This window comes from Bacillus sp. HU-1818 (genome assembly GCF_022695965.1).
In the GTDB taxonomy this organism is placed as follows: domain Bacteria; phylum Bacillota; class Bacilli; order Bacillales; family Bacillaceae; genus Bacillus; species Bacillus atrophaeus.
In genome coordinates this window covers 93,155-119,122 of record NZ_JAAPBE010000001.1, presented here as the reverse complement: position 1 = coordinate 119,122, position 25,968 = coordinate 93,155, and the positions used below count along the sequence as shown (strand labels likewise).

The following is a 25,968-nucleotide window of genomic DNA, read 5'->3' as shown; positions in this document are numbered from 1 at the left end:
GCTTATTCTTGTACGATAAACGCATCGAAGCCGGCATTTTTTGCTTTAGTGACAAGAGCATCAGCGTTGTCTTTTGAAGAAAAAGCGCCAATTTGCACCTTGTATAGGCTGTCCTTTAAAAGCACGATCGCATTGAAACCTTTAGCCTTTGCGCTGGAAGCGAGCGAATCTGCATTTGCTTTTACTTTGAAGGCTCCGATTTGGACTTTGTATAAATGTTCGCTAGGCTTTTTTTTTAGATTAAAGGCTTGTGCCAACCCATTGGCATGTCCCCTTGCCAGGCTTTGAATAAAACTGGCTGTTTTTAATTTGTTGGCATCTGCCGCTGTGTCAATAAAACCGTTTTCTGTAAGCAATGCAGGCATGGCGGTTTCTCTTAACACATGGAAATTAGCTGATTTTTTCCCTCTATCAGCAAAGTCCGCCGCTTTCAGAACCTCTCCATGGATATGTGACTGGTAAGTTGTCGTTGGCGATCCGACTCCTGGATAAATATAGCTCTCAAAGCCAGTCCCGCCTCCGGCATTAATATGAATGGATAAGAAATAATCTGCGCCCCAGCTATTAGCTGCATTCGCCCGGTCATCTAAGCTGACAAATTGGTCGCTTGTCCTGCTCATTCGCAAAGAAACATCCTCATACTCGTTGGTTAAAATCGTGCGTAACGCTAAAGCGATTTGCAAAGTCAGCGCCTTTTCCTGCAAACCATTGCCTGTTGCACCAGGATCAGTTCCCCCGTGGCCCGGATCAATAAAAATTTTAACCATTCCCATCACCTCATTACAGCATATGAACAAAACCGGTTGGTGCTTGTACTGATGTCTTTACCGAAAAAAATAAGAAAAACGCCTCCTATTTCCCGGAAAATAAAAAAATATATGGTTTGTCCCCGCTCCCGTCATGAATAGAATAAGAAATAAAGTATTTCTCGGGAAAGCGCAGGATTCAACATCGTTCCCGAAAAGAACAGTTGTTTTGACAGGCGGACGTCAAAAACAAGCCCCCCTCATGATAGGCGCGTGTCACAAACGCTTCATTCATGAATAACATAAAGAGAAAACAGAGAGGTGAAAATGTTGGAGCGCGCTGTAACCTATAAAAATAACGGACAGATCAACATTATTCTTAACGGACAAAAGCAGGTGCTGACAAATGCTGAAGCAGAGGCAGAATATCAGACCGCTGTCCAAAAAAATGAAGCCAAGCACGGCATTCTGAAAGAAATAGAAAAAGAAATGAATACATTGGTCGGCATGGAGGAAATGAAACGGAATATCAAAGAAATTTACGCTTGGATCTTTGTGAACCAAAAACGGGCGGAACAAGGTTTAAAAGCGGGAAAACAAGCATTGCATATGATGTTTAAAGGCAATCCCGGCACAGGAAAAACAACTGTCGCCAGGCTTATCGGAAGACTTTTTTTTGAAATGAATGTCCTTACGAAAGGTCACCTCATTGAGGCTGAACGAGCGGATCTTGTCGGGGAATACATCGGCCACACGGCACAAAAAACAAGAGATTTAATCAAAAAGTCACTGGGCGGAATTTTATTTATTGATGAAGCCTATTCTCTGGCAAGAGGCGGAGAAAAAGACTTTGGGAAAGAAGCAATAGACACGCTCGTAAAGCATATGGAAGACAAACAGCATGAATTTATTTTAATTCTTGCCGGATATTCAAGAGAAATGGACCATTTTTTATCATTAAATCCCGGGCTTCAATCACGATTTCCCATTAGTATTGATTTTCCGGATTACTCCGTATCTCAGCTGATGGATATTGCGAAACGAATGATCGCAGATAGGGAATATCAATTCAGTCAGGAAGCGGAATGGAAATTAAAAGATTACTTAATGACGGTCAAAAGCACAACAAGCCCCGTCAAATTCAGCAACGGGCGATTTGTGAGAAATGTCATTGAAAAATCAATACGCACCCAAGCGATGAGGCTCTTAATGGGAGATCAATACTTAAAAAGCGACTTGATGACAATAAAAAGCCAGGATCTCACAATAAAAGAAGAGGTACCGGGCACAGGATAGACCTCTCGCCACAGGGAGGTCTGTTTGTTTGCTCTTTTTTAGCCGCATATGTGTCATATAAAGCCGAAATATCAAGGGATTTGTGGTATACGCCTGATCGGTTTGGTATGATAATACTACTGCCCATTACGTAAAGAAAGGAACATCCATTTGAATGAACAAGAACTGATACAAGAAAAGGCAATATTGGTTGGATGCCAGCTGCCTCATATCTCAGACGAGCATTTTGACAATTCTCTTGCGGAGCTTGCCTCCCTTACGAAAACAGCAGACGGGACGGTATTGACCACTGTGACGCAAAAAAGAAACAGGGCTGACGCAGCCACTTATATAGGAAAGGGGAAAGTGGAAGAACTCAAAGCGTTGTGCGAAGAGCTCTCAGCAGATCTTTTGATTTTTAATGACGAGCTATCGCCAAGCCAGTTAAAATCGCTTGCTACCGCCATTGAAGTGAAAATCATTGACCGCACCCAATTAATATTGGATATTTTCGCAAAAAGGGCCAAAACAAGAGAAGGAAAACTTCAAATAGAATTAGCCCAGCTGCAATACGCGCTTCCAAGACTGAGCGGACAAGGTATTAATCTCTCCAGACAAGGAGGAGGCATCGGGGCAAGAGGGCCGGGTGAAACAAAGCTGGAAACAGACCGCCGTCATATTAGAAATCGCATTCACGAAATAAACACCCAATTGACTGCGGTTACCCGACACAGAAGCCGATACCGGGATAGAAGAAAGAAAAACGGAGTCCTTCAGCTTGCTTTGGTCGGATATACCAACGCCGGAAAATCTACTTGGTTCAATCGTCTGACCAGCGCTGACAGCTATGAAGAGGATCTTTTGTTTGCGACGCTTGATCCGATGACGAGAAAAATGGTGCTGCCAAGCGGCTACAGTGTGCTGCTGTCGGATACGGTAGGGTTTATACAAGACCTGCCGACGACATTAATTGCGGCATTCAGATCGACGCTTGAGGAAGTGAAGGAAGCCGATGTTATTTTGCATGTCATTGATTCCTCAAACGAGGATTACACAGGCCATGAAAAAACCGTTATTCGGCTATTGGAGGAGCTCAAAGCAGACGATATTCCGATTCTGACAGCTTACAACAAACGAGACCAAAAACTGCCCGACTTCATCCCGTCAACCGGAAAACATCATATTATGCTCAGTGCCAGAATCGAAGATGATGCTGCGAGATTTAAAGAAAACATAGAAAAGTATTTGCGGGAAGAGCTTTTAACGTCGTATACGGCTAGAGTTCCGGCGGATGAAGGAAAGCTGATTGCCAGAATTAAATCAGAAACAATGGTTGAACGCATTCATTTTAATGAAGAAAATGAATGGTATGACATCTCAGGATATGTACAAGCCGAACAAAATATATCAGGTGAACTGAAGAAGTACATGTAAGAAAGGAATACAGAAAATGTTTGAAACACTAACGCACGGCGAATTATTAAAAAAGACCGCTAAAGAAGTAGAAGCAGAAATTTCTGACGTTCATAAAAGAATTGAGGAGATCAGTGAGCGCAATGAATGGAGAGTGCTTCAAAGCTACAGAAAACATAAAGTGAGTGATACCCACTTTACGCCGTCTACCGGCTATGGCTACGATGACATTGGAAGAGACACGCTGGAAAACATATACGCAGATGTTTTCGGCGGAGAAGCGGGGTTGGTAAGACCGCAGATCATCTCAGGCACCCATGCCATTTCCATTGCGTTATTTGGAGTGCTGAGACCCGGAGATGAATTGCTTTATATCACAGGAAAGCCTTATGACACGCTTGAAGAAATCGTCGGAGTCAGAGGGGGAGAAAATTCCGGCTCGCTAAAGGATTTTCATATAGGATACAATGCAGTTGATCTGACCCAGGAGGGAAAAGTCGACTACGAAGGGGTAGCCGCAGCAATTAATGAAAATACGAAAGTGATAGGCATTCAGCGTTCTAAAGGCTATGCGAACCGGCCGTCTTTCCTCATTAAAGAGATTCAGGAAATGATCCGCTTTGTCAAAGAGATAAACGAAAATCTCATTGTGTTTGTGGACAACTGCTACGGTGAATTTGCAGAGGAGCTTGAGCCTTGCCATGTGGGAGCCGATCTCATGGCAGGCTCGCTTATCAAAAATCCAGGCGGCGGACTTGCCAAGACCGGAGGATACCTTGTCGGTAAAGCCAAATGGATAGAAGCCTGTTCGTACCGGATGACATCTCCAGGCATCGGCAGGGAAGCGGGCGCATCACTTTATTCACTGCAGGAAATGTATCAGGGCTTTTTTCTTGCTCCGCATGTTGTCTCTCAAAGCTTAAAAGGCGCCGTATTTACCGCATGTTTTCTTGAAAAGCTCGGTTTTACATCTAATCCGCGCTGGGATGCGGGAAGAACGGACTTAATTCAATCCGTTGAATTTTCTGATCGGGATAAAATGATTGCTTTTTGTCAGGCGATCCAATACGCGTCACCTATCAATGCCCACGTCACCCCGTATCCGAGCTATATGCCGGGGTACGAAGATGATGTCATCATGGCTGCCGGCACTTTTGTGCAAGGAGCGAGTATTGAATTATCAGCTGATGGACCCATCAGGCCGCCATATGTCGCATACGTTCAGGGAGGATTAACTTACTCCCACGTGAAAAACGCCATTTGCAGCGCGGTGAATGCATTGATGGAAAAGCAATTAATTTAAATAGTTTAAAATTTTCAATGAATTCGATGTTAAGAATCCTTACATCGTGTTGACACATTATATTACATGACCTATAATAAAACTAAGTTAAGAAGAGGAGGAAATTGAGATGAGTGATAACATTCGCCGCTCAATGCCTTTATTTCCAATAGGAATTGTCATGCAGTTAACAGAGTTATCTGCACGCCAAATTCGATATTATGAGGAAAATGGACTGATATTTCCGGCACGAAGCGAAGGGAATAGACGATTATTTTCTTTCCATGATGTAGATAAACTGTTAGAGATTAAGCACCTGATTGAACAAGGTGTGAATATGGCAGGGATCAAACAAATTCTGGCAAAGGCATCGGCTGAAGCAGAAGAGAAGCAAAATGAGAAAACGAAAAAACCGATGAAGCACGATCTGTCTGACGACGAGTTGAGAAAGCTTCTGAAAAATGAGCTCTTACAGGCAGGGCGTTTCCAACGGGGGAATACATTCCGTCAGGGTGATATGTCCCGATTCTTTCATTAATCCGTTAGCAACTGTTTTGCTATATACATTTACCTTTTAGAGGAGGAGTTTTACGAAATGGCAAAGTACACAAGAGAAGATATCGTAAAATTAGTAAATGAGGAAAACGTTAAGTATATCCGCCTTCAATTTACAGACATTCTTGGAACAATCAAAAACGTTGAAATTCCTGTGAGCCAGCTTGAAAAAGCACTGGATAATAAATGCATGTTTGACGGTTCTTCAATTGAAGGTTTTGTTCGTATCGAAGAATCTGACATGTATTTGTACCCTGATCTAAATACATTTGTTATCTTCCCATGGACAGCTGAAAAAGGTAAAGTAGCACGTTTCATCTGTGACATTTACAATCCGGATGGAACGCCATTCGATGGTGATCCTCGAAACAATTTAAAACGGATTTTGAAAGAAATGAAAGATCTTGGATTTAGTGATTTCAATCTCGGACCAGAGCCTGAATTTTTCTTATTTAAATTAGATGAAAAAGGCGAACCTACCTTAGAATTAAACGACAAAGGCGGATACTTCGACTTGGCGCCGACAGACCTTGGCGAAAACTGCCGCCGCGATATCGTTCTTGAACTTGAAGAAATGGGCTTTGAAATCGAAGCTTCCCACCACGAAGTTGCTCCGGGGCAGCACGAAATTGATTTCAAATACGCTGGAGCGATCCGTTCTTGCGACGACATTCAGACTTTTAAACTAGTTGTAAAAACAATCGCCCGTAAGCACGGTCTGCATGCGACATTTATGCCGAAACCATTGTTCGGCGTAAACGGTTCTGGTATGCACTGCAATCTATCACTCTTCAAAGATGGCGTTAACTCATTCTATGACAAAAATGCTGACCTTGAATTGAGCGAAACAGCGAAACACTTTATTGCAGGAATTGTGAAGCACGCAACAAGTTTCACTGCGGTCACAAACCCGACAGTAAACTCTTACAAACGTCTTGTGCCTGGTTATGAAGCCCCTTGCTACGTTGCATGGAGCGCACAAAACAGAAGCCCGTTAATCCGCATCCCGGCTTCCCGCGGTATCAGCACACGTGTTGAAGTGCGAAGCGTTGATCCGGCTGCGAACCCATACCTTGCACTAAGCGTATTGCTTGCTGCAGGTCTTGACGGAATCAAAAACAAACTTGAAGCACCGGAGCCGATTGACCGCAACATCTATGTCATGAGTAAAGAAGAACGCCTGGAAAACGGAATCGTAGACCTTCCGGCAACTCTTGCAGAAGCTCTAGACGAATTCAAATCAAACGAAGTCATGGTAAAAGCTCTCGGGGAGCATTTATTCGAACACTTCATCGAAGCGAAAGAAATCGAGTGGGATATGTTCAGAACGCAAGTCCATCCTTGGGAGCGCGAACAGTATATGTCTCAATATTAATCTCTCAATCCCTTGGCACTATTGGTGTCAGGGGATTTTTGTATTTTGGTCAATAGAATGGGCTTGAACAAACCATTTCAGGAACACACCTGGAATATATTACATTATTTTACAACGACAATGAAAGCGTACGAAATTTTCGGAGGACAAAACTTCCAAATATGAAATCACTTAAATTTGTAATTTTGGGTGCTCTCTTTAGAAATGGTTTACTAGAAAACGAAAAAGAGGAAGCGTTTGATTTCTATATAAAGAATATAAATGCAAAGCGAATCACGCTTTAAAAAACTTGTGTTTACAGATAGACGCATTAATAGATTTGAATGAGGAAATGATGAAGGGCGTTATACTATAGCTGAATATTTAAATATTATAGGTCTCGACTAAGAAATAGTTAGTTCTTTAAATAACACTTTTAATTCTTCACCTTATCTATTCAACATTCGGGATGAATTAAGAAGTAAATTTTGCTGACCCAATAAAAAATTAAGAATATCAAATTGTTTCACTTAAAATTCGTTAATATGATATTAGTTCAAAATCATAAGCGACTTCCACTATTGGTGGTCGTTTTTATATTCTCTGTAAACTGCTTTCGGTAAATCTCAGGATAGACAATTGGCTGTTAATGCTGCTTGAGTGCGATGCCAGTTTAGAAAGAATATGTGATTTAATTGGAATCGTTCGACAAATTTTCCGAACTGTTTCATTTCTAGACCTCTTGTCTGATAATAAAGCAAGAGGTGAAAGTTTATGAAAATTGTAGTTGATTTTTGGTTTGACAATGAAAATGTAAGAACAGCTAAAGTAATTGCAGAATCTGAGATAGCACTTATAAAAGAATTGCAAGAATGTGAACATTGGTATGAGTTTGAAGATGGTAAGCGTATAGCAAATGTTAATATGCGACTTGTAACGCAATTTGATGTGAAAAGAAAATAAAATTCATAAAAAAGCATCCGGGACTGGCCCCATAAGATGAGACAAATTAAAAACACCTTCAAGTTTGAAAACGGATGGTTGTTATCCGAAATTAGACTTGGAGGTGTTTTTCTATGGGGACAAGAGAAGTTATCCGATGGAAGTCAAACAGAAGGCTGTAGACATAATCATGGAGGAACTGAATATCAAGAATAAGACGCAGGTTCAGACATGGGTCAGCTGGTATAAGGCTGGGGATACACACCGACAGCCAGTTGGAAAGCAATACACTTACGGAAAAGGTCCGGAGTATTCTTCCGAATTAGAGAAACAGCAGGCAGAGAATCGTTATATGAGAAAACAAAATAAAGTTTTAAAAAAGTACAAACGAATTGGAAAGGAAGTTGATAGGGAAACGTCAATCAAACTGGTAGAAGGATTGAGGGAAACAATGACGGTACAGGCCATCTGTGTCCATTTAGGTATCTCACGCGCTTCATATTATAGATGGAAAAAGGAACTGACTAAGAGTATTTCTAAGTAACGACTAGAGAAACAAATCGGTGCGTTGTGCCGAGAGCATAAGTATCGATATGGATATCGAAAAATCACAGCCATAGAGAATGCGTATTAACCATAAAGCTGTTTCAACGTATGATGCAAAAAAATCAGTGGCAGTGCCAGGTTAAGGTGAAGAAGCGTAAGAAGAATGGGCAGCCACATGCCGTGGTCGATAATATATTGGATCGGAACTTTCAGTCTGATCGTCCTATTGCCTTATGGACAGAAGCAATTGTATCTTTCCAGTATATTGGATGTATACAACGGAGAAGTGATTACTTTTACGATTGGAGATAAACAGGACACAGACTTTGTCTTACACACACTTGATCAGCTGCCAACACTGCCTGAGAACTGCCTGTTACATAGTGACCAAGGTTCTGTGTATAATCTTATGAGTACCAGAAAGCAGTTAAGACAAAAGGCATTACCATGAGTATGTCCCGCAAAGGGACGCCCGCTGATAATGCCTCCATCGAATCGTTTCATTCCTCACTAAAGTCTGAAACGTTCTATCTTAACAGCATTGACCGAACTACAACCGCCATCGTAGAACGCACTGTCAAAGAATACATTTATTATTATAACAACATTCGTATTCAAACGAAACTAAACAACCAATCACCGGTAAACTATCGGCAATTGGCTGTATAAAGGTGTTTTGATCCCTGTCTCAAAAACAGGGGTCAGTCCCAGAGGCACTCTTTTCGATTTTTACGAAACAATTCAACCTTAAATTCACTTTATAAATAAAATTCCATCTTGAACAAACATTGTAAAATATGATACATTATTTAATAGAATTAACAAAAAATACTTTTTTTATAAAAGGAGCATTTATGGATAACAAACACAACTTTATTACTCTAATACATCATTTCATATTTTCTCCTATAGACTTTCTTTTAATCAAGTATTCTAGTGATAAGAATTATCGTCATTCTTGGTTTGTCTTCCTAGCTGTATTGAGTCTGTTTTTAGGCTTTTATTTAGCTATCTTCCCAACACTCTCTACCTTGATTAATAATTCATTTCGAGTCAATGGAATTGATTATACAACTGATATGAATACACTCATTATGATTATTACATTAGTATTAGGTATTATTCAATTTACCTCGATGGTTCTTGTAAGCTTTTTTATTATACATATTATTGGGATATTAATTGGCGGGGCCGCTACAGCCAAAGAATTTTTCCCTAGTTTTATTTATTCAATCATACCCATAGGCATCAAATTTACAATACTCATTATTTTTTCTTTCTTTTTAGGTAGTGATTTTGCCTTTTCAGTTATTTACCCAAATTCTCAACAGCCACTAGGTATTATCTTGAATATTATTATCGATCCTTTCTTTTGGTGGTCTACCATTTTAGGGTGTATTGCCTTAAAAATAACACATCAAATTTCTTATAAAAAAACCATTATAATCATTAGTATTACAATGTCTTTAGGTATTATTTCTCTTTTTTCAACCAGTTTATTTCTATAAACTGAAAGGAGGTGAAATTTCAAGATGAAAAATAGCAATCTTTTTAAAATTGTAAGTGTTACAAGTGTAGTTTCTCTCTTTGCCATTGCTACTTTCCTTATGGGCTCTTCAGAAGGTATTGCAGGTTTAGCTTCTATTGACTTTAGTTCAGGTAATCAGTTCGCTTTAGACCTTTCAACAAACCTAGGAATTAGTAGAAAAACAGCCTATGTAGCAATCGGTGTTATTATGACAACAGGTGATATATTAACAATTCTCAGCCTATTGGCTGTTGTTTTGGGCGGAACTGGTCTAATTACAGCTGCAATGGTAGCTACAGCGAAAAAGCTAGCTAAAAAATACGGCAAGAAATATGCTGCTGAATGGTAAAATGATCAAATGGAAAATAAGGAGGAGTATAATTTACTCCTCCTTATTTTCGTTCTAGGAGGAATATACACATGCTCAACAAAAGGGTTCTCATTGCAAACTTTAAACTAACCTATAGACGAACTTTAAATCGCTTGATTTATTTTTTTCCATCAAGCGAAAATTTACTTAAATCAAATAAAATTCTATTTGTCTTTGCGCCCTTTTTCTTAGTGTATCTATTTATTCTATATAAAGCCTCACAGACTCTTTTAATTGAAGTTCCAGAGCATATTCTAACACTAGGTACTAACTTTATCATTCTCTTTTTTGTTTTGAATATATTAAAATCATCGACTGATATCATACATCGATATGTATATCCTGAAGATTTTCTTCTTCTCCATACTTTAAAAACGGATCCAAAAAAAATTTTATTATCAAGGTTCTTCACAACAATTTTTCTAAACATCCTGTTTAAATTAACAGTAGTGTTATTCCCTATACTCTTTTTTATAAATTTTTCTACACATGATCGTATATATCTTTTGTTATCATTTCCATCATTGCTAATATTTATTGTTGGACTAACAAGTCTTTATTCATCGCTTACATACATCGTTTATTCTAAATTTCTCCATAACATTTTAAATTCACGATCAAAAAGCTTGTTATCCCTTTTAGGAATTGCCTGTTTATCTGCCATGTCAACTACTTTTCTTGGTTGGATTGGACTTAATTATTTTTATCAAAATGATCTCCTTGAAGCTATTGGCAATTTCATATATCTATTTAAATTAGATACGATACTGACCACCAATTGGCTTCCTACAAATTGGTTTTTACTTTCAACAAGTGATGTACATTTATTTTTTATATGTTCTATAGGTTATATTGCTTTAGGTTGCCTTTTCATCTTTATTACCTTTAATTTAATTTTGAAAGTATTGATTATAAAAGAAGCAGTACCTAATAATCTTTTGCCAAAATTAAAACCAATCAAGTTGCCTTTTTTAAGTTTCTTACAAAAGGCCTTACCACGGCAAAATATTGCTATTCTAAAGAAAGACCTTACTGCATTATTAAGAGCTAATTTTACAATAAAAAAACGACTGGTACTTTCCATTAATATGATTGCAATAGAACTAGGTGTATTGATAGGTCTTAGTTTAAATCAAATGTGGTTTGATTTCTCAGATATCTTTGTTATCTACCCAATTTTATTTGCTGTGACTTATAACACATCTTTATTAGGAGAGGGATTACTTGGCGTAACTTCAGCAGATGCAGAGCGTGAGAACCTTTATGTTTATAAGAGTTCGGGCGCTTCTATTTTTAAATTGATCGCAGGAAAATCTTTATTGCACTTATCTGTGATTCTTATTTTAATGAATACGTTATATCTATTTATCTTATTGTTATTCAACTTAGATATTATGACGCAATTTATATTGTTCATCATGATTAACTCCATCAGTCTTATCATAGGTGCTGGGCAAATTATTGGGACATTTCTCTATCCTCGTTTAGATTGGGAGAACTTTGAAGACATTGGTTCATCTGTTAAAGCATCATTTTTTGAACATACTATTCTTGGAGTGTTACTGGCATTTTACCTTCAGTTGTATGGTATCACAGGCGTTCTCGTTACATTTGATATTATTAATAGGGGAATATTCTTTTCAATCATTGTGACAGGTACCATTTTATTTGTTATAGGTATTGGATTCTTTTATTACTTTTGGATTAAAAGAATAGGAACGAAAAATTGGGAGATGAAAACATGAACATTGAAAATGTGTCTTTCAAATATAAAGATAAACTGATCCTTGAATCTATTAATTTAAAGATAGAGAAAGGCAAAGTGTACGGCTTACTTGGACCAAATGGAGCTGGTAAATCAACTCTTTTAAAATGTATCCTTGGTATAGTGAAACCTTACGAAGGTAAAATCACTATCAAAGGAGAAACCTTAGAATCTGAAAGATCCTCTTACCTTAAATATATAGGATACGTTCCAGACGCACCTTTTCTCTATCATTATTTAACACCTAGAGAGTATCTTGAGTTTGTTGCTGATTTACAAGATGTCCCTTATGAGATTAAAAATGATAGAATAGATCTTTTGTTAAGTCAATTTAACTTGAATGATAATGAAAATGACATGATATCTACATTTTCTTTTGGTATGAAACATAAGTTATCTGTTGCAGGAGCCATACTTCATGAACCAGAAATATTAATATTAGATGAACCATTAGGTGCATTTGATCCTCCCACTACAAAGATGATGAAAAGTTTTCTCAAACGTTATGCTGAACAGGGGAATACTGTCATCATGTCTACACACCTTGTAAACATAGCACAACAACTATGTGATAAGGTTGGAATACTGATTAATGGTACTTTAGTTAAAGAATATAATCACCTTACAGACATAAAGGATTTTGAAGATTTGATTATAAGGGATATGGATACGATACTAAAATGAAGGAATTAATAAAAAGAAATAAGCGTATACTCTATATAGCAAGCTCCTTTTACATAGTGGGTTTAGTTCTTGGTGTGATTTTTAACAATATTATACCTAGCCTTAGTCAAGATAATGTTCAAAATATCACAGTATTAGGTTATTTTACACATAATTTTGCAGCGAATTTATTTCTCATTTTTTCAATGTTTACATTTGGAATTTTAACATCTATCTTATTACTATTGAATGGCTTCTTAGTCGGTCTATCTTCTTTACATAGTATCACCGACCATGGAAACGATGTCTTATTTATATTAACTGCTGTGGTTCCTCACGGTATTTTTGAGATTCCTGCAATGATTTTGTCGGGAGCACTTGGTTTCAAATTGTTAGATTTCGTATATATGAAGATAAGGGGTATTTATTTTTCAAAAAAACAGTTTTTACTAGATTTTTTGTACTTTGTTATTATACTATTTTTATTGACATTACTTGCTGCTGTTACAGAAGCATTAATAACCCCTTATTTACTTAACAAATTAACATTAGGAGGCTCTTATGTTTATTAATAAAAAGCAGATAGATAAATTACTGGATGATCATACAGAAGAAGAACAAAAAGAAACGAAAAGTAAAGTTAATACTTCATTTATAATAGTATTTTATTTTTCAATACTACTTTCAATCTGTACTTTCTTTTTTAATTATAGGTACTTTTTGATTACTTTGTTTGGCCCGACCATTTTAGTAACTTTTATATCCCCGCCTTTACAATTCAAAAAAGGTATTTATAGAATTTTTTCGGCCCTATATTTAATACTTTTAATTACAGTTACTTTCTTTTGGTTAAAATAAGTGATTAATTCTCAATCAAAAAACGTCCTTAATTGATGTTTTTTCATTTTATATCGTTTTAAATAAATAATTTGAATTATTTTTTGACATGTTCCATCCCGCACTATGAATGGGTTCTCCATCCTTTTTTATCATTGTATAGGTATGTAAACGGTTTATTGTAGGGGGAGGGGCTTATGTTAACGCTTATTGGTTTGCTGATTATTTTAACGATTGTCGTATTGCTGATTTTGGAAAAAACAAGTCCGATTGTTGCCATGGTCATGGTGCCTTTGATAGGGGCGCTCATTGCCGGATTTGGTATCAATGATATTCAAACCTTTTTTGAAGAAGGGATTATCAAAGTACTGTCAGTGGCGACCATGTTTATCTTCGCCATTTTATTTTTTGGCATTTTACAAGATACAGGGTTCTTTGAACCTGTAATCAAAGCATTAATCAAGCTGACTAAGGGGAATGTTGTCACCGTTTCCATGGGTACAGCTGCAATTGGGATGATCTCACACTTAGACGGTGCAGGAGCTACAACCTTTTTATTAACTGTACCCGTACTGCTTCCGCACATATGAGTCCTTACTTACTGTTGTTGTTAATTGGGACTAGTGCCGGCTTAACCAATATGGTTCCGTGGGGTGGACCAACTGGACGGGCAGCAAGTGTACTAAATGTGAGTCCGTCAGAATTATGGTACCGCTCATACCGATTCAGCTCATTGGTGTCGTGTTTGTGTTAGGGATGGCCTTTATTTTAGGAAAAAGAGAACAAAAGCGCATACAAGTGAAAATAGCTGCAAAAAAGGTCGCAGCCGTTCAACTTGAAGGTGCGGATTGGGATCGCGCCTTTAACTCCATCAGTGAAACAGGAAATGCTGCTTTAAAGCGATATCACCTCATCTGGGTTAACTTCATTTTATTTGCCGCTGTGGTGTCCATTCTTGTATTGAATATCATCCCTGCGAGTTATACATTTATGATTGGACTATCACTCGCACTTTTAATTAACTACCCTAATGTGAAAATACAAATGGAGCGTATCAAGGTACATGCACCCAGTGCCCTTGTAATGGCAGCTGTTATTTTTTCTGCAGGATCATTTTTAGGAATCCTTGAAGGGACTGGTATGCTGAAAGCAATTGCGGTGGATAGTGTTTATATTCTGCCAGCATTTCTTCTGCCATTTCTACATATCATTGTTGGTTTTCTTGGAGTGCCTCTTGATATGTTAACAAGCACAGATGCTTATTATTATGCACTTTTGCCTATTGTGAAATCAGCTTTCTTGTTTGAATTATTCCAGAAGTATTGGGCCGGTTCGGTTTCGCCGATGGGAACAGTGAATTTTTAGGTTCTGCTATTACAAGCTTGTTTTACATGTGCGGGTTAATACCGGCTATTTATTTAGTCGAAAAAATTGGAAGGAGACATGTATTAATTTGGCCATTTTTAGTGTCTGCGATTATTTTAGCCATCCTCGGATTTACTTCAAGTTTGCAAATGTCCTTCGCTTTCACAATAACTTTATTTGTTATTTACGGAATTTTTAATGTATGACGATCCATCAATGGATTTATCCAAATGAATTATTTCCGACAAAAATCAGGGGAACGGCATTGGGTTTTGGTACAGGAGTAAGCAGAATAGGTTCATCTATCAGTACATTTTTATTTCCTATAATTCTTAGCAAATACGGATTGGGAGTAACTCAGGATTTATCGTTTCTTTAATTATGGCACCTGAAACGAAGAATATGAGTTTAGCTAAAACAAGCAGCTTGAACAAGAAAAATAATGGGCTAAACAGTAAAGCAACATCTGAACAAAAAACAACTTATTAAAATTGAATTATATGGAGGATTTTACATGTGGGTTATTACTGTTTACTAGGAGACACGATATTCCCATTTGTCTCCTCTTTTTTCTGAATGTAGCCATTAGTTCACTTAACCTCAGATTTTAAAATGGAATTTCATCGATTAGTTGTTGAGTATTATTCTCTTCCCAATTTTCTAATATATCATTTAAGTATTATGTAGATGCTAAACCACAATTATGACAAAAACGAGCATTTCCTTCCAGAAGAGTTTCACAACCTTCCAATTTGTGCCGCGAGGTTTGTGGATCATATTCATCCTCAACTGAAATCCCAATGCATTTGTTAATTCAATATGTACCACAAATATGACTAGTTGGACAATTTAGTGCTCTACTGTTATCGTCTAAAAGAAAACTAGCATATTCCATCTGTTTTTTCTCTCCTTGAATTTAATTAATACTTCCCATACTTTACAGTGGTTGATTGAGTCCGCAAGCATCAAGATTGGAATGACAAGTATTGTCCGCACCGAATCTTATCAGAGGGACGATGGAACAAGGTTAAGGCTGCCATTGAAAAAGAATTAAAGGCATTGGGCGGAAAGACTCCTAGTTCTTCAGGGGATTCGTCAGGTTCAACTTATACAGTCAAAAAAGGGAGATACTCTTTCAGGAATTGCTAAGGATAAAGGAGTAAGCGTGGCAAACCTTCAGAGCTGGAATAACATTAAGGATCCGAATAAAATCAAAGTTGGCCAAAAGTTGAAACTTAAAGGCTCCAGTTCTTCCGGCACTAAATCAAATAGAAAAAAAATAGCCTACTCCTTGACTTCGGGTGTCTTTAAAGTAACAAGCCCGATGACAAAAGGGGATAAAGTAAAGCAAATTCAGAAAGCGCTGGCGATGCTATACTTCTGCCCGGATAAAGGTGCAAAGAATTACGGTATTGACGGTGTATATGGCCCGAAAACAGCAAAGGCAGTCGAACGGTTTCAGTCAGTAAATAGTCTGAAAGCGACGGTATTTATGGACCTAAGACGAAAGCGAAAATTGAATCTCTCTTGAAATAATTAAGAGGAAGAATAGATTTGCACCTCATTATATACCTGTCTCTTTTTTCTTTATATGTCACTAAAGTAGGAGGTGATTGTTTTTGTTTATATCTCCAATGCTATTACACTCCATAAAAGCACCTTTTGACAATGAGAACTACATTACCTAAACCTAGGTATCTCTGTAAACTTGTGTGTATATTAATAATAAAATAATCCTCATCCTTATGTACGGATGAGTTATTATATAAACATTTGTACATAAATATCCTAATGTATTAAATAGCCTAAGTGAGCAGTTATTTTGTACAGTTTTCTTAAAATAAGAATCCTATCTTATTAGACCCAAGTCACACGAACTACGAGTTAAAGCTTTGTTTGCTACTGTAGACACTTTTGTTGTTCAACTAACGGAGCATGTTTATGCAAGAAGCTTAGGATGGAAAAGATCGCGCAAATAGTATATAATCTGGTCTGCTTTCTACTCTGAAACCTCACTCCAGATAATAGCCAACAAAACTAATAAAATGCGTATTAAATGATCTTTTGTAACCGTATTTAAAAGGACAACAAGTACAGTTTTTAAAATTTGATTGTCCTTACTTTGAATGATTACTAGAATGTCTAACAACGAAATAACAGTACCAATAATATAATCCTTATATTGATTATCGTTCATGATTTTTCCTCCATTTTTTTATAAAGTATTACTTTACTGTAAAAATGGTGTGTGGATTTGAACAAAAAAAATTTTTGCGCAGTTCGAAACAAAAGCATTTAGGTGAAAATGATTGGTTGAATAAACGGGCACACAGGAGACGGCACAAATGGCACCGGGAACCGTAAGTCTATCATCGTTGAAATCTATTACACAGATTCAGAAAGCGCTGGCGGCTTCTTATTTCTATCCGGATAAAAGCGCTAAAAACTTTGGAATTAATGGCTATTACGGAGCAAAGACAGCAAAAGCAGCAAACGGTTCCAGTCAATGTACGGGCTGGCAGCTGATGGGGTTTACGGACCGAAAACGAAATCGAAACTGGAAGCATTATTGAAATAAAAAGGTCCTCCAACATGGGGGGCACTTTTAACCATTTAAAAACCGTGATCAAATCTATAACAGTAACAGTCAAAGGATCAAAAATGTACAAGCTGAAATCCGGTCTGTATATTACGGCTGCTGATAAGTATGTGCAGGTTAAAACCAAGTAAACAAAAAATGCCTTCTCATAATGAGAGGGCTTCTTTTTTCGTTATGAATTTTCATTGTTTCCTTTTTTAGTAATGTATTCATTGACTTTCAGCACAAGGCAAACAGCAATAAACATGATTATAACAAGCAGAAAACTTAAGGATTTTCCAAAATAGAAGATGATTCCGGCAGTTAAAGCTATTAGAAAAGTAATGATCACTGTGTTTTTTCCTCTTTAATAGGTTTTAAGAAAAGTGTTATCGATAATCCCGATAAGCAAATTAAAAGATAACCAATAAGGGCTGTGTAAATCATTACACTGTTGAGAAGGTATAATGATGAGGTATAGGAAATGACCAACAGAGAGACAGCAAGTCCAATTAATAAACAAAGTGTTTTTAATTTAGACAGCCTTAAATGTTTTGATTCAGTAATTTTTTTAAATGCGAAAGGGATGCCTATGTAGAAACCTACAAAAAAGGCGAATATTAAAGACCATATCAATCCTAATATCGAAATGTTACCTTCTTGAAAAATTCCGTCAAATGACCACCTGCTAAGTATAATGAATCCAAAAATATAAACAAAGGACAATATAATCTTGATCAAGTGATCTCCCTCCTTTAATAATAATATACACTATGAGAAGATTGATTTGGGAAATGGTTTTACAGTTGAGATGGGTGTAAGCACAGATTTTGGAATTGATAAAATTAAGACTCAAGCAACACAGTCTAAAACTGCCACTGGGTACTATGCAATAAAAGCTGCAGGCATTAAGCTTTATGATATCCGGGTAAGTAACAACTACACTTACCAATATGGGAAAGCTATTTTCAAATAGCTAGTGCTTCAGCTTCTGCTGGTTGGTCAGGCGAAATAACTTATAAAAAAACAGTTAATTTAAATCCAGCAGCAAAAGACTCAATATAATTGGGAAAAAGACGAAGAGAAAATAACGATATAATACAAGCTGTATACATATAATTTCGTTTGGAAGGAGATTGATATGATAATTAAAATGACTCAATTTAATATGAAGGATTTTAATAAACCAAACGAATGTTTCATTGTGTCGGGAAGAATTATCCCAACATTTGAAAACAATGTTTGGAAATATACAGAGGAGGTATTTTCTGAACCTTATATCAAGAAATATGAAGATGATGAAATTGATAACAGTTATATTCAAGAAGAGGGGAAAGTTGTATTTTTTTATTACGTTGATAACACCTGCGTTGGCCGGATTAAGATTCGTTCTAATTGGAATGGATATGCACTAATTGAAGATATTGCAGTTGCAAAAGATTATAGAAAAAATGGTGTTGGGACAGCATTATTAAATAAAGCTATTGAGTGGGCAAAGGAGAATCACTTTAGTGGTCTTATGCTTGAAACACAAGATATTAATGTTTCAGCTTGTCATTTTTATGCCAAAAATAACTTTGTAATAGGTGCAGTTGATACTATGCTTTATTCAAACTTTTCAACATCAAATGAGTATGCAATTTTTTGGTACTATAAATTTTAATAAATTAAATTCCCTGATGAATAAGTCTATCTATATATTTAGGGGTAGAGAATAGAACTGGATACTAATGCACTTTAAAATTCTATGGGAACAAATAAACAACAGCGATTTATGGATTATTGGCCCTCAAATGAAATACGGTGTTCTAGTGTCTCATTAGGGGGAATATTTAGATCATGATCCTAACCCAAATGAAACTATTTATGCAGTTTCAAAGTGGGGGATTTAAGTTTGTCTCAAACAAAAAAAGCCGCAAAGGGCTTTCTATTATCGTTCACAAGCATAGTTGACTTGATCCCTGTCCTTTTTAGATAGGTAAGCAGGGTGTGAGCTGGGTACTCCATTCGGATACTTCTTTTCTTAACTCAGTACAATTTGCAAACGTTTCTGTTCCACCAGGTTGAGCTGAAGAAGAAGCTCCGTTTTCTTTTGTAGTGGAAATATTCCTTGATGCCTGTGAAGTTGTAGGCTGTGAAATTGCTGGTTTAGATGTCGTTGCTTTTTAACCAACCGCAGTGTTTTTCTGTTTAACACAACCATTAAATCCTCCACCTTTATCAAACTCCAGTTGCAGCTTGCCATTGCAAGCCATTCTATTCCGTTTAGATGTATCCTCGCCATATGGCTGAACACAAGCAAAGTGAATGCAGCAAAGCATAATATTACTTTCTTTAATTTCACTTTCCCCCTTTTAGAATGTTTGTTCTCTACCTATATCGGTAGACCACCTACAAATATAATCTTGTATACAATTATTTGTGAATTTAATTTTTCCTTAACATGTTCATATTTCAGTCTAATATTTTCTAGTATATGTTAAAACTTTACTATGGTCATTACCAAAAGGGGAATATGATCATGCTTGGCATAAAAGTTGATAAATTCGATGAAAGTCTTAAAATCAGTTGGCAACTATCCCAAATTGAAATTCCAATCAAAGAAATAAAAGATGTCTCTCTTGATCTGACTTATGGGGGGAAGGAGGAAAATGCAATAATAATAGGAACTCCTTATGGCAATACAGTAGAGTAGTGATTAAAACAACAAATAACACTTATATTTTGTTCACCACGGATACTGCATCAATTATGAATAAGATTGTTACTGGTTAACCAACTGATACTCGTACTACTTATATTCATCAATCATTGTGACGATAATTATTCTGATAAATATAGGGGTGATGTATTTGACTAATTTTGTTCATAAGACTGTAAATGGTTTGAAAAGTCTTTTAGATGAAAAAGGGGCCATTAAATTGTTTTGTTCTGAAGGGGATATTATGGAATGCCTTGTTACTTTTTCACCGAACAAAGCAACCCTTAATGAAATTAAAAGCTTTGAATTTAAGCACCAGCTTACACTTCCAGAGGATTATCAGAAGTTTGTTACACAGCACAATGGTGCGAAAATCTTCGAAATTCTTGCAGATGGGAGAATATAGGTGGAGGACTTCAGCTATTTAGCCTTGAAGAGATTGAAGAGGAACTAAAATATGAGGATTTGTTTGAAGGTATCAATGGTATCCCAATTGGTCACTTATTAGAAGGTTGCCATTTGATGATCGACAAAGATAAATTGGATAAAGGTGATCCCAACTATCTTTTTATATTAGAAATAGGGGAGTATACACCATTAAATTTAAATTTTGAGATATTTCTAGACCGGTATATACTCTCCAATGGGGAAGCTTTTTGGGAATGGCGCTACTATACCGCAGAAAATTATTATAGAACAAGATAGTGTGATGTATAAGACAGTCATTTTGGCTGTCTTTTTCTGTTATTCAAATAGATGATTGCGGTAAAATTTACATAGAGTGGGGCTAGGAAGGAGAACTGATATGAAGGTATTTGAGGCTGATTCATTACTCTCTGAAGCGGATAAAAGAACCAAAGAGTATAAGGAACTAAGGTCGCAAATGGTTAAGCTAAGAAAAGCGTTTAAGGACGTAGCTGATTTAGATGACAGTGAGTTTTCCGGCAAAGGCGCCGACAACATTAAAGCATTTTTATCAAGATCATGCGGGTGTGGCTGACAATTGGATTGATTTAATTGACATGAAAATTACTTTCTTAAGCAGCGTTTCTGCAAAACTTGAAGATACAAAGATGTCAGATGCTTATATAGAAGAATCTTTTTTAGAACATGAACTTGTAAATGCATACACGAAATCAAAATCCATTATGTCTGAACAGAAAAAAGCAATGAAAGACATATTAATCGACATCAATGATATTCTTCCCCTTGAAATATTCTCAACAGAAGACTTCAAAGACAAACTTTCTTCTGCAGATGACAAACGTGAAAAAACAATCAATAAGCTAAACAAGCTTGATGAGGATTTAAAAACAGAATACCCTGAAACAGAACCAAACGAACAATTTATTCAGCAAGACTTTAAAAAGCTGCAGGAATCAACAGGCAAAGGGAAAAACGCCACTCCAATTCACTAAGGAAGGCCGTAGTGTTCTCTATATTCCTTAGTTCTATTTACAACTGATGCATGATTCAGGAAGCGAAAGATGACTGGGAAGAGGATGAAGACTGGGACGATTAAAACTGTAAAGAAGGTCTTTAACTCGTTTTCCATACAAATGGGGGAGTATAATGAGAGCTTCAATAATATCAAACAAAAGTTGAAAGAGTTTTCAATTGATGTAAAAACAGATCCCAGCATTAATACAAATGAAAAACTCAAAGAAATTGAAATGAATATAGGAAAACAATTACCTTCTGATTATCAGGACTTTTTGAAGGAATTTGGCGGCTGTTATCTAGATAGTAAAAAAACAACATATGAAATTGAGTATGACGTTGTTATAAACCTTTAGAGAAAGATCCTTGGATGGGCAAGGACAATGACACACAATTGCTGGAGGGTTTTTATAGTTTAGCAAACGATCATAACAGTCTTTAGATAGCGATTGATACCTATTCTGATCGATTTTCTTGTGTCAGTAAAATAGCTTCTGTTCACTGCCATGAAATTGAAGATGGTCATCCCGAAAACCTGCCCATCAAAGGGCTTGCTCGGTGTTTAATCTAAGTAGACCTAACCTATTTGTATATGGAACTTTCCAAATAATCTGTTTGATGAGGTGTTTTTTCCTCTCCTTGAAAAATCCTTCTATCTTTTCTGTTATTAATTTAATAATTACTATACTATTTTTCCGCTTGACTTTTTTACTGTAGCCTTTTAAAGTATGGAATGTTGCTTAGACTATGTTTAACGACTTTGATACTGAAAATAGAGGTGGCTACTTAGATGAAACAAAATGGAAATCCTTGGGCACTATTGCCACTAGTTTTATTTGTAGGGCTTTTTGTCGGCTCCGGTGTATTGACTGGAGATTTCTATAAATTGCCAATATTGATTGCGGCAATTATAGCATCTGCTTTCGCGCTTTTATTTAACCAGAAGCAATCGCTCAATCAGAAAATAGAATGGTTTGCTTCCGGTGCGGGACATCCTGATATTATTATTATGGTTATCATTTTTATATTAGCAGGTGCTTTTTCTTCTGCAGCTGAGGCGATGGGAGCGGTACACTCAACCGTCAACCTTGCTTTGAGCATTATTCCTCAGCAGTTTATACTGCCAGGGCTTTTTATCATTGCTTGTTTTATTTCTGTTTCGATGGGAACATCAATGGGGACGATTGCAGCAGTTACTCCAATTAGCGCCGGTTTGAGCGGAGAACTTGGCTTGTCCACTGCAATCGCTATTGCAGCTGTTGTCGGGGGAGCTATGTTTGGAGATAATCTTTCTTTTATTTCGGACACAACCATCGCGGCAGTACGGTCACAAAAAACACAAATGATGGATAAATTTAAAACGAACTTTTTGATCGTTTTGCCTGCTGCTATCATAACTGTCATTTTATTATTTTTTATACCTACAGGACACGTAGGAAATATCGGAGCTGAATCTTACAGCTGGTTTAAAGTACTTCCTTATGTTGCCGTGTTAGTCTTTGCGTTAATTGGCTTTAATGTGGTGGCTGTCATTTTTGGCGGATTGATCTTAACAGGAATTATAGGGTTTGCAGGCGGCAGCTTGACGCTGGAATCTTATTTTAAAGCAATTACGGATGGAATTGCCGGAATGTCTGATCTTATCATTCTTTCCATGTTAATTGGTGGAATGGTCGGCGTCATGAAACAAAACGGAGGGATTGACTTTTTACTAGGATTTATTTCTAAAAGAATCCATTCGAAAAAAGGTGCTGAAGCCGGTATTGCCGGATTGGTCAGCGTTACGAACCTAGCTACTGCCAATAATACGATTGCTATTATTGCAGCTGGGCCGATTGCCAAAAATATCTCTGATGAATTTAAAATCGACAATAGAAAGTCGGCTAGTATCTTAGATATCTTTTCCTGCGTGGTACAAGGCTTAATTCCTTATGGCGCGCAGATGTTATCGGCCGGGAAGTTTGGAAATATTTCACCTGTCAGCATCTTGCCTTACTCTTTCTATCCTGTTTTAATCGGGATCTGCGGCATCATAGCCATTATATTCGGACTACCAAAATTCACAAGAAATACGAAATAAAGATAAAAAAAGGTACCAAACGGTACCTTTTTCTTTTTTTTAACCAGAATTCATAAAAATGTATGTAAATGATGAAAAATGATTATAGAGAGTGATGTCTAATTTAGCGTAGTCAACCCCTTGGTTAAAGTTTTTGATCCGTGGGGAATATATCCAATTTGCTTTTTGTATGCCGGAAGATTTAAATGTTGAATTATCTTCGTTTTCTTACTATGAAAAGTTAGGGTGACGAATACAAAAGGCTACAAGTTGTGCCGATAACTTGCGAAAATGAATGTCTTGGCTTATCAAAGAAAACACCAGAATGAAGAAGCAAAAGGTAAAGAAACTAAGTTAGAGGAATAGACCATGTGTTTACTCCTCATCATGAAGCTACTTCTGTATGATCTGAATAAGGTTGCCGCATGTATCGTCGAAGACAGCTATTGTGACTTCTCCCATTTTTGTAGGTTCCATAGTGAACTTCACGCCTTTTTCCATTAATCGTTTGTACTCTTTTCGAATATCTGTAACGCCGAACATTGTTGCTGGGAAGCCCTCGGCGAATATCTTCTTTTGATATTCCTTGGCGGCAGGATGTTCATTCGGTTCGAGTAAAAGCTCGGTTCCGTCTTGATCATCTTCAGAAACAAGCGTTATCCACCTGAATTTCCCCATGGGAACGTCCTCCTTTTTTACAAACCCCAGTTTTTCTGTATAAAACTCCAGTGCCTTGTCTTGGTCTTGTACGAATATACTGGTAACAATGATTTTCATACTGTTTTTTGCCTCCTTTGATATTTATGACCCATGGAACTGTGCTAACAATCTGGCTGCAAGCAAACCAATCCACACAATTGTCAGTAGTCCTGTTCCGATTTTATAAAATTACTCTATCCATCCTTTCAGCAAATTTTTAAGTGGTTCGTTGTTAAATATAAGTACTCGATATTTCCCTTTCGTTTTGATTTTACGAGCCCTGCATCTTCCAATACAGAAAGATGTTTAGCTATCGCCTGTCGCGAAATGGAAAGGTCGTGTTTCATAATGAGACGTGCCGTAAGTTCATACAACGTCAGCTCGTTGCGTTCAGATAGTTCGTCTAATATAAGCCTCCGAGTCGAATCGCCAAGGGCTTTGAATATAGCGTCTTTGTTCCAATTCATATAAAGATTATAAGCAACTTTATAGTTGCGTGAAATAGGAACCGTAACTTGCTATCTAAATAAATATCCTTTTGCAAGTATGAGTATCAATGCTTGAAATGTTGACATTAGCATCCCCCCTTTTCGTAGGGGATGAGCAAGACTCCCTTGAGTGAGCAATCTTAATGTGCAGGAAATATTATATTATACAAAAATGCCCTTGTCGTTATAATTTTCAAAATAATGCTGGTTTGGAATAAAGGTTGATCAAAATTACACTATAAACACAAATCTATTGAGATTTAAAAAGAATTCATTTTGAAAAAGGATTGATCAAAATGGATTCTTTCTCAACAAATCAGCGTTCAGTTTTTATAAAAAAAGTTTGATCATTTTCTGCTCCTGAAGTTTCAAGATTATTGCCGATTCAATAAAAAAACACCTTCTTTTATATTTTATATATGGAACCAGTGTTTCTTCGTTTTAATTATTATTTCCGCAAAATCTTCTCCATCGCTTTTCCCTTTGCTAACTCATCGATTAGCTTATCCAAATAGCGAATTTCCCGCATAGTTGGTTCTTCGATGTCTTCCACTCGGACACCGCAGACCACACCTTTGATCAAAGCTCGTGAAGGATTCAGTTGGGGGGCTTCCGCAAAGAAGGTCTCAAAGTCTGTCTGTTTTTCCAGTTGTGCTTCTAACTCTTCCTGGCTATATCCTGTCAACCAACGGATGATTTCATCGACTTCTGTTTTCGCACGTCCTTTTTTCTCCACCTTTGTAACATAAAGGGGATAGACCCTTGCGACACTCATTGTATAGATCTGGTGTTTGGTCATAATACATCCTCGCTTGTATGGTTTTCTTTAATATTCACGAAAAATATTGAGTACAAACGAAGTAGCCGTTTGTAAGTGTCAAGATTCCCTCGACATGCTATACAATAGCCAACATTTCCGCAGGTACCCTAGTTCTAAAAGGCCCCTTTAGTCAATCATATCCAAAGGGGGGAAGTAGTCCAACTTAAACGGTATAACTTTATTTTAAATCTACAAATAAATTGCCAAAATGAAAAGAACTTGTTTAAATGCAGGGTCTTTTTTATTTCAAATATCAAACAGCTCCATTTATTCGCCAATATTTAATATGTAAACTTGTTCCAACGGTTGTGCATCTTTCCTTTATTTAAATATCAATTAAAAAGGATATTCACTTGCTGGAGAATCGTAATCTTCTTCATCATCCTGAACATTGAGATGTGAACAATTATTAGAGAGCTGGGCAAATTCAATATTTAAATTTTAAGGCTTTGACTTGATTATATAGACATAAATGTTTATATCCTGAAAACGAACATCAACTAACAGGGGGGAAGGGAAATATAACCACACATAAAGTAGTC

The 25,968-nt window shown here is 36.9% G+C and carries 25 protein-coding genes and 9 pseudogenes; 27 read left to right on the top strand and 7 right to left on the bottom strand.

The window, feature by feature from the left end; translation table 11 throughout:
• Window positions 1-2: 2 nt before the first annotated feature.
• Entirely contained in the window at window positions 3-767 is a 765-nt protein-coding gene (locus GXP75_RS00660; RefSeq protein WP_242555947.1) for an N-acetylmuramoyl-L-alanine amidase, read from the bottom strand.
• Between the two features lie 306 nt (window positions 768-1,073).
• Here GXP75_RS00660 and spoVK point away from each other — a divergent pair, with 306 nt between their 5' ends.
• The 18 genes and pseudogenes from spoVK to GXP75_RS00580 all read left to right on the top strand — a co-directional run.
• A complete protein-coding gene (gene spoVK / locus GXP75_RS00655) occupies window positions 1,074-2,042 on the top strand; it encodes a stage V sporulation protein K (protein ID WP_106045026.1) in 969 nt (322 codons plus the stop codon).
• A 150-nt stretch (window positions 2,043-2,192) separates the two neighbouring features.
• A complete protein-coding gene (gene hflX, locus GXP75_RS00650; protein ID WP_214914439.1) occupies window positions 2,193-3,455 on the top strand; it encodes a GTPase HflX in 1,263 nt (420 codons plus the stop codon).
• 16 nt (window positions 3,456-3,471) lie between these two features.
• Window positions 3,472-4,737, top strand: a complete 1,266-nt coding sequence (locus tag GXP75_RS00645; protein WP_242555946.1) for a methionine gamma-lyase family protein — start codon at window positions 3,472-3,474, stop codon at window positions 4,735-4,737.
• A gap of 109 nt (window positions 4,738-4,846) precedes the next feature.
• On the top strand, window positions 4,847-5,254 hold the full coding sequence (gene glnR, locus GXP75_RS00640) for a transcriptional repressor GlnR (protein ID WP_239813064.1): 408 nt from the start codon (window positions 4,847-4,849) through the stop codon (window positions 5,252-5,254).
• Between the two features lie 57 nt (window positions 5,255-5,311).
• Window positions 5,312-6,646, top strand: coding sequence for a type I glutamate--ammonia ligase (glnA, locus tag GXP75_RS00635; protein ID WP_094232068.1), 1,335 nt, complete (start codon window positions 5,312-5,314; stop codon window positions 6,644-6,646).
• A gap of 753 nt (window positions 6,647-7,399) precedes the next feature.
• Entirely contained in the window at window positions 7,400-7,588 is a 189-nt protein-coding gene (locus GXP75_RS00630; protein WP_242555945.1) for a hypothetical protein, read from the top strand.
• A 136-nt stretch (window positions 7,589-7,724) separates the two neighbouring features.
• A pseudogene (locus GXP75_RS00625) lies at window positions 7,725-8,782 on the top strand (IS3 family transposase).
• 185 nt (window positions 8,783-8,967) lie between these two features.
• The gene (locus GXP75_RS00620) at window positions 8,968-9,621 is read left to right on the top strand and encodes a YIP1 family protein (RefSeq protein WP_242555944.1); all 654 of its coding nucleotides are present in this window, start codon (window positions 8,968-8,970) and stop codon (window positions 9,619-9,621) included.
• 24 nt (window positions 9,622-9,645) lie between these two features.
• Entirely contained in the window at window positions 9,646-9,990 is a 345-nt protein-coding gene (locus GXP75_RS00615) for a circular bacteriocin, circularin A/uberolysin family (protein WP_106046534.1), read from the top strand.
• A 71-nt stretch (window positions 9,991-10,061) separates the two neighbouring features.
• On the top strand, window positions 10,062-11,756 hold the full coding sequence (locus tag GXP75_RS00610; protein ID WP_242555943.1) for a hypothetical protein: 1,695 nt from the start codon (window positions 10,062-10,064) through the stop codon (window positions 11,754-11,756).
• Window positions 11,753-12,460, top strand: a complete 708-nt coding sequence (locus GXP75_RS00605) for an ABC transporter ATP-binding protein (protein WP_242555942.1) — start codon at window positions 11,753-11,755, stop codon at window positions 12,458-12,460. Before GXP75_RS00610 ends, GXP75_RS00605 begins: the two co-directional genes overlap by 4 nt.
• A gap of 56 nt (window positions 12,461-12,516) precedes the next feature.
• The gene (locus GXP75_RS00600) at window positions 12,517-13,011 is read left to right on the top strand and encodes a stage II sporulation protein M (protein ID WP_214914414.1); all 495 of its coding nucleotides are present in this window, start codon (window positions 12,517-12,519) and stop codon (window positions 13,009-13,011) included.
• On the top strand, window positions 13,001-13,297 hold the full coding sequence (locus GXP75_RS00595; protein WP_088117221.1) for a methyltransferase: 297 nt from the start codon (window positions 13,001-13,003) through the stop codon (window positions 13,295-13,297). The genes GXP75_RS00600 and GXP75_RS00595 overlap by 11 nt, the downstream gene beginning before the upstream one ends.
• Window positions 13,298-13,473: 176 nt before the next feature.
• Window positions 13,474-13,866, top strand: coding sequence for an SLC13 family permease (locus GXP75_RS00590; protein WP_242555941.1), 393 nt, complete (start codon window positions 13,474-13,476; stop codon window positions 13,864-13,866).
• 115 nt (window positions 13,867-13,981) lie between these two features.
• Entirely contained in the window at window positions 13,982-14,641 is a 660-nt protein-coding gene (locus GXP75_RS00585; protein ID WP_242555940.1) for an SLC13 family permease, read from the top strand.
• A gap of 26 nt (window positions 14,642-14,667) precedes the next feature.
• Window positions 14,668-14,847, top strand: a complete 180-nt coding sequence (locus GXP75_RS21540; protein WP_396022442.1) for a hypothetical protein — start codon at window positions 14,668-14,670, stop codon at window positions 14,845-14,847.
• Window positions 14,844-15,020, top strand: a complete 177-nt coding sequence (locus GXP75_RS21535) for an MFS transporter (RefSeq protein WP_214914408.1) — start codon at window positions 14,844-14,846, stop codon at window positions 15,018-15,020. Before GXP75_RS21540 ends, GXP75_RS21535 begins: the two co-directional genes overlap by 4 nt.
• Before the next feature lie 575 nt (window positions 15,021-15,595).
• Window positions 15,596-16,177 (top strand): annotated as a pseudogene (locus GXP75_RS00580) (PGRP and LysM peptidoglycan-binding domain-containing protein); the annotation flags it as partial.
• A 463-nt stretch (window positions 16,178-16,640) separates the two neighbouring features.
• On the opposite strand, the gene GXP75_RS00575 reads toward GXP75_RS00580, so the two are convergent.
• Entirely contained in the window at window positions 16,641-16,838 is a 198-nt protein-coding gene (locus tag GXP75_RS00575) for a hypothetical protein (protein ID WP_061571806.1), read from the bottom strand.
• 181 nt (window positions 16,839-17,019) lie between these two features.
• Between GXP75_RS00575 and GXP75_RS00570 the strand changes: the two are divergent.
• Window positions 17,020-17,219: pseudogene (locus GXP75_RS00570) on the top strand (peptidoglycan-binding domain-containing protein); the annotation flags it as partial.
• 14 nt (window positions 17,220-17,233) lie between these two features.
• On the top strand, window positions 17,234-17,371 hold the full coding sequence (locus GXP75_RS00565) for a hypothetical protein (RefSeq protein ID WP_242555939.1): 138 nt from the start codon (window positions 17,234-17,236) through the stop codon (window positions 17,369-17,371).
• Between the two features lie 196 nt (window positions 17,372-17,567).
• Here GXP75_RS00565 and GXP75_RS00560 read toward each other — a convergent pair whose 3' ends face one another.
• A complete protein-coding gene (locus tag GXP75_RS00560; protein WP_242555938.1) occupies window positions 17,568-17,960 on the bottom strand; it encodes a hypothetical protein in 393 nt (130 codons plus the stop codon).
• Window positions 17,961-18,006: 46 nt separating this feature from the next.
• Between GXP75_RS00560 and GXP75_RS00555 the strand changes: the two genes are divergently transcribed.
• Window positions 18,007-18,195 carry a hypothetical protein gene (locus GXP75_RS00555; RefSeq protein ID WP_106271468.1) on the top strand — a complete coding sequence of 63 codons (189 nt, stop codon included), beginning with the start codon at window positions 18,007-18,009 and terminating at the stop codon, window positions 18,193-18,195.
• A gap of 165 nt (window positions 18,196-18,360) precedes the next feature.
• On the top strand, window positions 18,361-18,882 hold the full coding sequence (satA, locus tag GXP75_RS00550; RefSeq protein WP_242555937.1) for a streptothricin N-acetyltransferase SatA: 522 nt from the start codon (window positions 18,361-18,363) through the stop codon (window positions 18,880-18,882).
• Window positions 18,883-19,149: 267 nt separating this feature from the next.
• Here satA and GXP75_RS00545 read toward each other — a convergent pair.
• A pseudogene (locus GXP75_RS00545) lies at window positions 19,150-19,519 on the bottom strand (excalibur calcium-binding domain-containing protein); the annotation flags it as partial.
• Window positions 19,520-19,740: 221 nt separating this feature from the next.
• Here GXP75_RS00545 and GXP75_RS00540 point away from each other — a divergent pair.
• The 5 genes and pseudogenes from GXP75_RS00540 (at window position 19,741) to GXP75_RS00520 (ending at window position 23,440) form a co-directional block, all read left to right on the top strand.
• Window positions 19,741-19,994: pseudogene (locus GXP75_RS00540) on the top strand (SunI/YnzG family protein).
• A gap of 77 nt (window positions 19,995-20,071) precedes the next feature.
• Window positions 20,072-20,625, top strand: a pseudogene (locus tag GXP75_RS00535) (SMI1/KNR4 family protein).
• Between the two features lie 100 nt (window positions 20,626-20,725).
• A pseudogene (locus GXP75_RS00530) lies at window positions 20,726-21,335 on the top strand (T7SS effector LXG polymorphic toxin); the annotation flags it as partial.
• 144 nt (window positions 21,336-21,479) lie between these two features.
• Window positions 21,480-21,799 (top strand): annotated as a pseudogene (locus tag GXP75_RS00525) (SMI1/KNR4 family protein); the annotation flags it as partial.
• 351 nt (window positions 21,800-22,150) lie between these two features.
• Window positions 22,151-23,440, top strand: coding sequence for a Na+/H+ antiporter NhaC family protein (locus GXP75_RS00520; protein ID WP_242555936.1), 1,290 nt, complete (start codon window positions 22,151-22,153; stop codon window positions 23,438-23,440).
• A 372-nt stretch (window positions 23,441-23,812) separates the two neighbouring features.
• Here GXP75_RS00520 and GXP75_RS00515 read toward each other — a convergent pair whose 3' ends face one another.
• From GXP75_RS00515 to GXP75_RS00505, 3 genes and pseudogenes are all read right to left on the bottom strand, one after another.
• Complete coding sequence (locus GXP75_RS00515; protein ID WP_061570468.1) at window positions 23,813-24,196, bottom strand: VOC family protein; 384 nt, start codon at window positions 24,194-24,196, stop codon at window positions 23,813-23,815.
• Window positions 24,197-24,307: 111 nt separating this feature from the next.
• Window positions 24,308-24,585, bottom strand: a pseudogene (locus GXP75_RS00510) (ArsR/SmtB family transcription factor).
• A gap of 469 nt (window positions 24,586-25,054) precedes the next feature.
• Complete coding sequence (locus GXP75_RS00505; RefSeq protein WP_214914377.1) at window positions 25,055-25,405, bottom strand: DUF2200 domain-containing protein; 351 nt, start codon at window positions 25,403-25,405, stop codon at window positions 25,055-25,057.
• Between the last annotated feature and the right edge of the window lie 563 nt (window positions 25,406-25,968).

What these genes read in the sequence shown, in the direction of transcription:
- GXP75_RS00660 (WP_242555947.1), bottom strand. Translation starts at nt 767, where the DNA reads ATGGTTAAAATTTTTATTGATCCGGGCCACGGGGGAACTGATCCTGGT.
- spoVK (WP_106045026.1), top strand. Translation starts at nt 1,074, where the DNA reads ATGTTGGAGCGCGCTGTAACCTATAAAAATAACGGACAGATCAACATT.
- GXP75_RS00645 (WP_242555946.1), top strand. Translation starts at nt 3,472, where the DNA reads ATGTTTGAAACACTAACGCACGGCGAATTATTAAAAAAGACCGCTAAA.
- glnR (WP_239813064.1), top strand. Translation starts at nt 4,847, where the DNA reads ATGAGTGATAACATTCGCCGCTCAATGCCTTTATTTCCAATAGGAATT.
- glnA (WP_094232068.1), top strand. Translation starts at nt 5,312, where the DNA reads ATGGCAAAGTACACAAGAGAAGATATCGTAAAATTAGTAAATGAGGAA.
- GXP75_RS00630 (WP_242555945.1), top strand. Translation starts at nt 7,400, where the DNA reads ATGAAAATTGTAGTTGATTTTTGGTTTGACAATGAAAATGTAAGAACA.
- GXP75_RS00620 (WP_242555944.1), top strand. Translation starts at nt 8,968, where the DNA reads ATGGATAACAAACACAACTTTATTACTCTAATACATCATTTCATATTT.
- GXP75_RS00615 (WP_106046534.1), top strand. Translation starts at nt 9,646, where the DNA reads ATGAAAAATAGCAATCTTTTTAAAATTGTAAGTGTTACAAGTGTAGTT.
- GXP75_RS00610 (WP_242555943.1), top strand. Translation starts at nt 10,062, where the DNA reads ATGCTCAACAAAAGGGTTCTCATTGCAAACTTTAAACTAACCTATAGA.
- GXP75_RS00605 (WP_242555942.1), top strand. Translation starts at nt 11,753, where the DNA reads ATGAACATTGAAAATGTGTCTTTCAAATATAAAGATAAACTGATCCTT.
- GXP75_RS00595 (WP_088117221.1), top strand. Translation starts at nt 13,001, where the DNA reads ATGTTTATTAATAAAAAGCAGATAGATAAATTACTGGATGATCATACA.
- GXP75_RS00590 (WP_242555941.1), top strand. Translation starts at nt 13,474, where the DNA reads ATGTTAACGCTTATTGGTTTGCTGATTATTTTAACGATTGTCGTATTG.
- GXP75_RS00585 (WP_242555940.1), top strand. Translation starts at nt 13,982, where the DNA reads ATGGTACCGCTCATACCGATTCAGCTCATTGGTGTCGTGTTTGTGTTA.
- GXP75_RS21540 (WP_396022442.1), top strand. Translation starts at nt 14,668, where the DNA reads ATGTGCGGGTTAATACCGGCTATTTATTTAGTCGAAAAAATTGGAAGG.
- GXP75_RS21535 (WP_214914408.1), top strand. Translation starts at nt 14,844, where the DNA reads ATGACGATCCATCAATGGATTTATCCAAATGAATTATTTCCGACAAAA.
- GXP75_RS00575 (WP_061571806.1), bottom strand. Translation starts at nt 16,838, where the DNA reads ATGAACGATAATCAATATAAGGATTATATTATTGGTACTGTTATTTCG.
- GXP75_RS00565 (WP_242555939.1), top strand. Translation starts at nt 17,234, where the DNA reads ATGGGGGGCACTTTTAACCATTTAAAAACCGTGATCAAATCTATAACA.
- satA (WP_242555937.1), top strand. Translation starts at nt 18,361, where the DNA reads ATGATAATTAAAATGACTCAATTTAATATGAAGGATTTTAATAAACCA.
- GXP75_RS00520 (WP_242555936.1), top strand. Translation starts at nt 22,151, where the DNA reads ATGAAACAAAATGGAAATCCTTGGGCACTATTGCCACTAGTTTTATTT.
- GXP75_RS00515 (WP_061570468.1), bottom strand. Translation starts at nt 24,196, where the DNA reads ATGAAAATCATTGTTACCAGTATATTCGTACAAGACCAAGACAAGGCA.
- GXP75_RS00505 (WP_214914377.1), bottom strand. Translation starts at nt 25,405, where the DNA reads ATGACCAAACACCAGATCTATACAATGAGTGTCGCAAGGGTCTATCCC.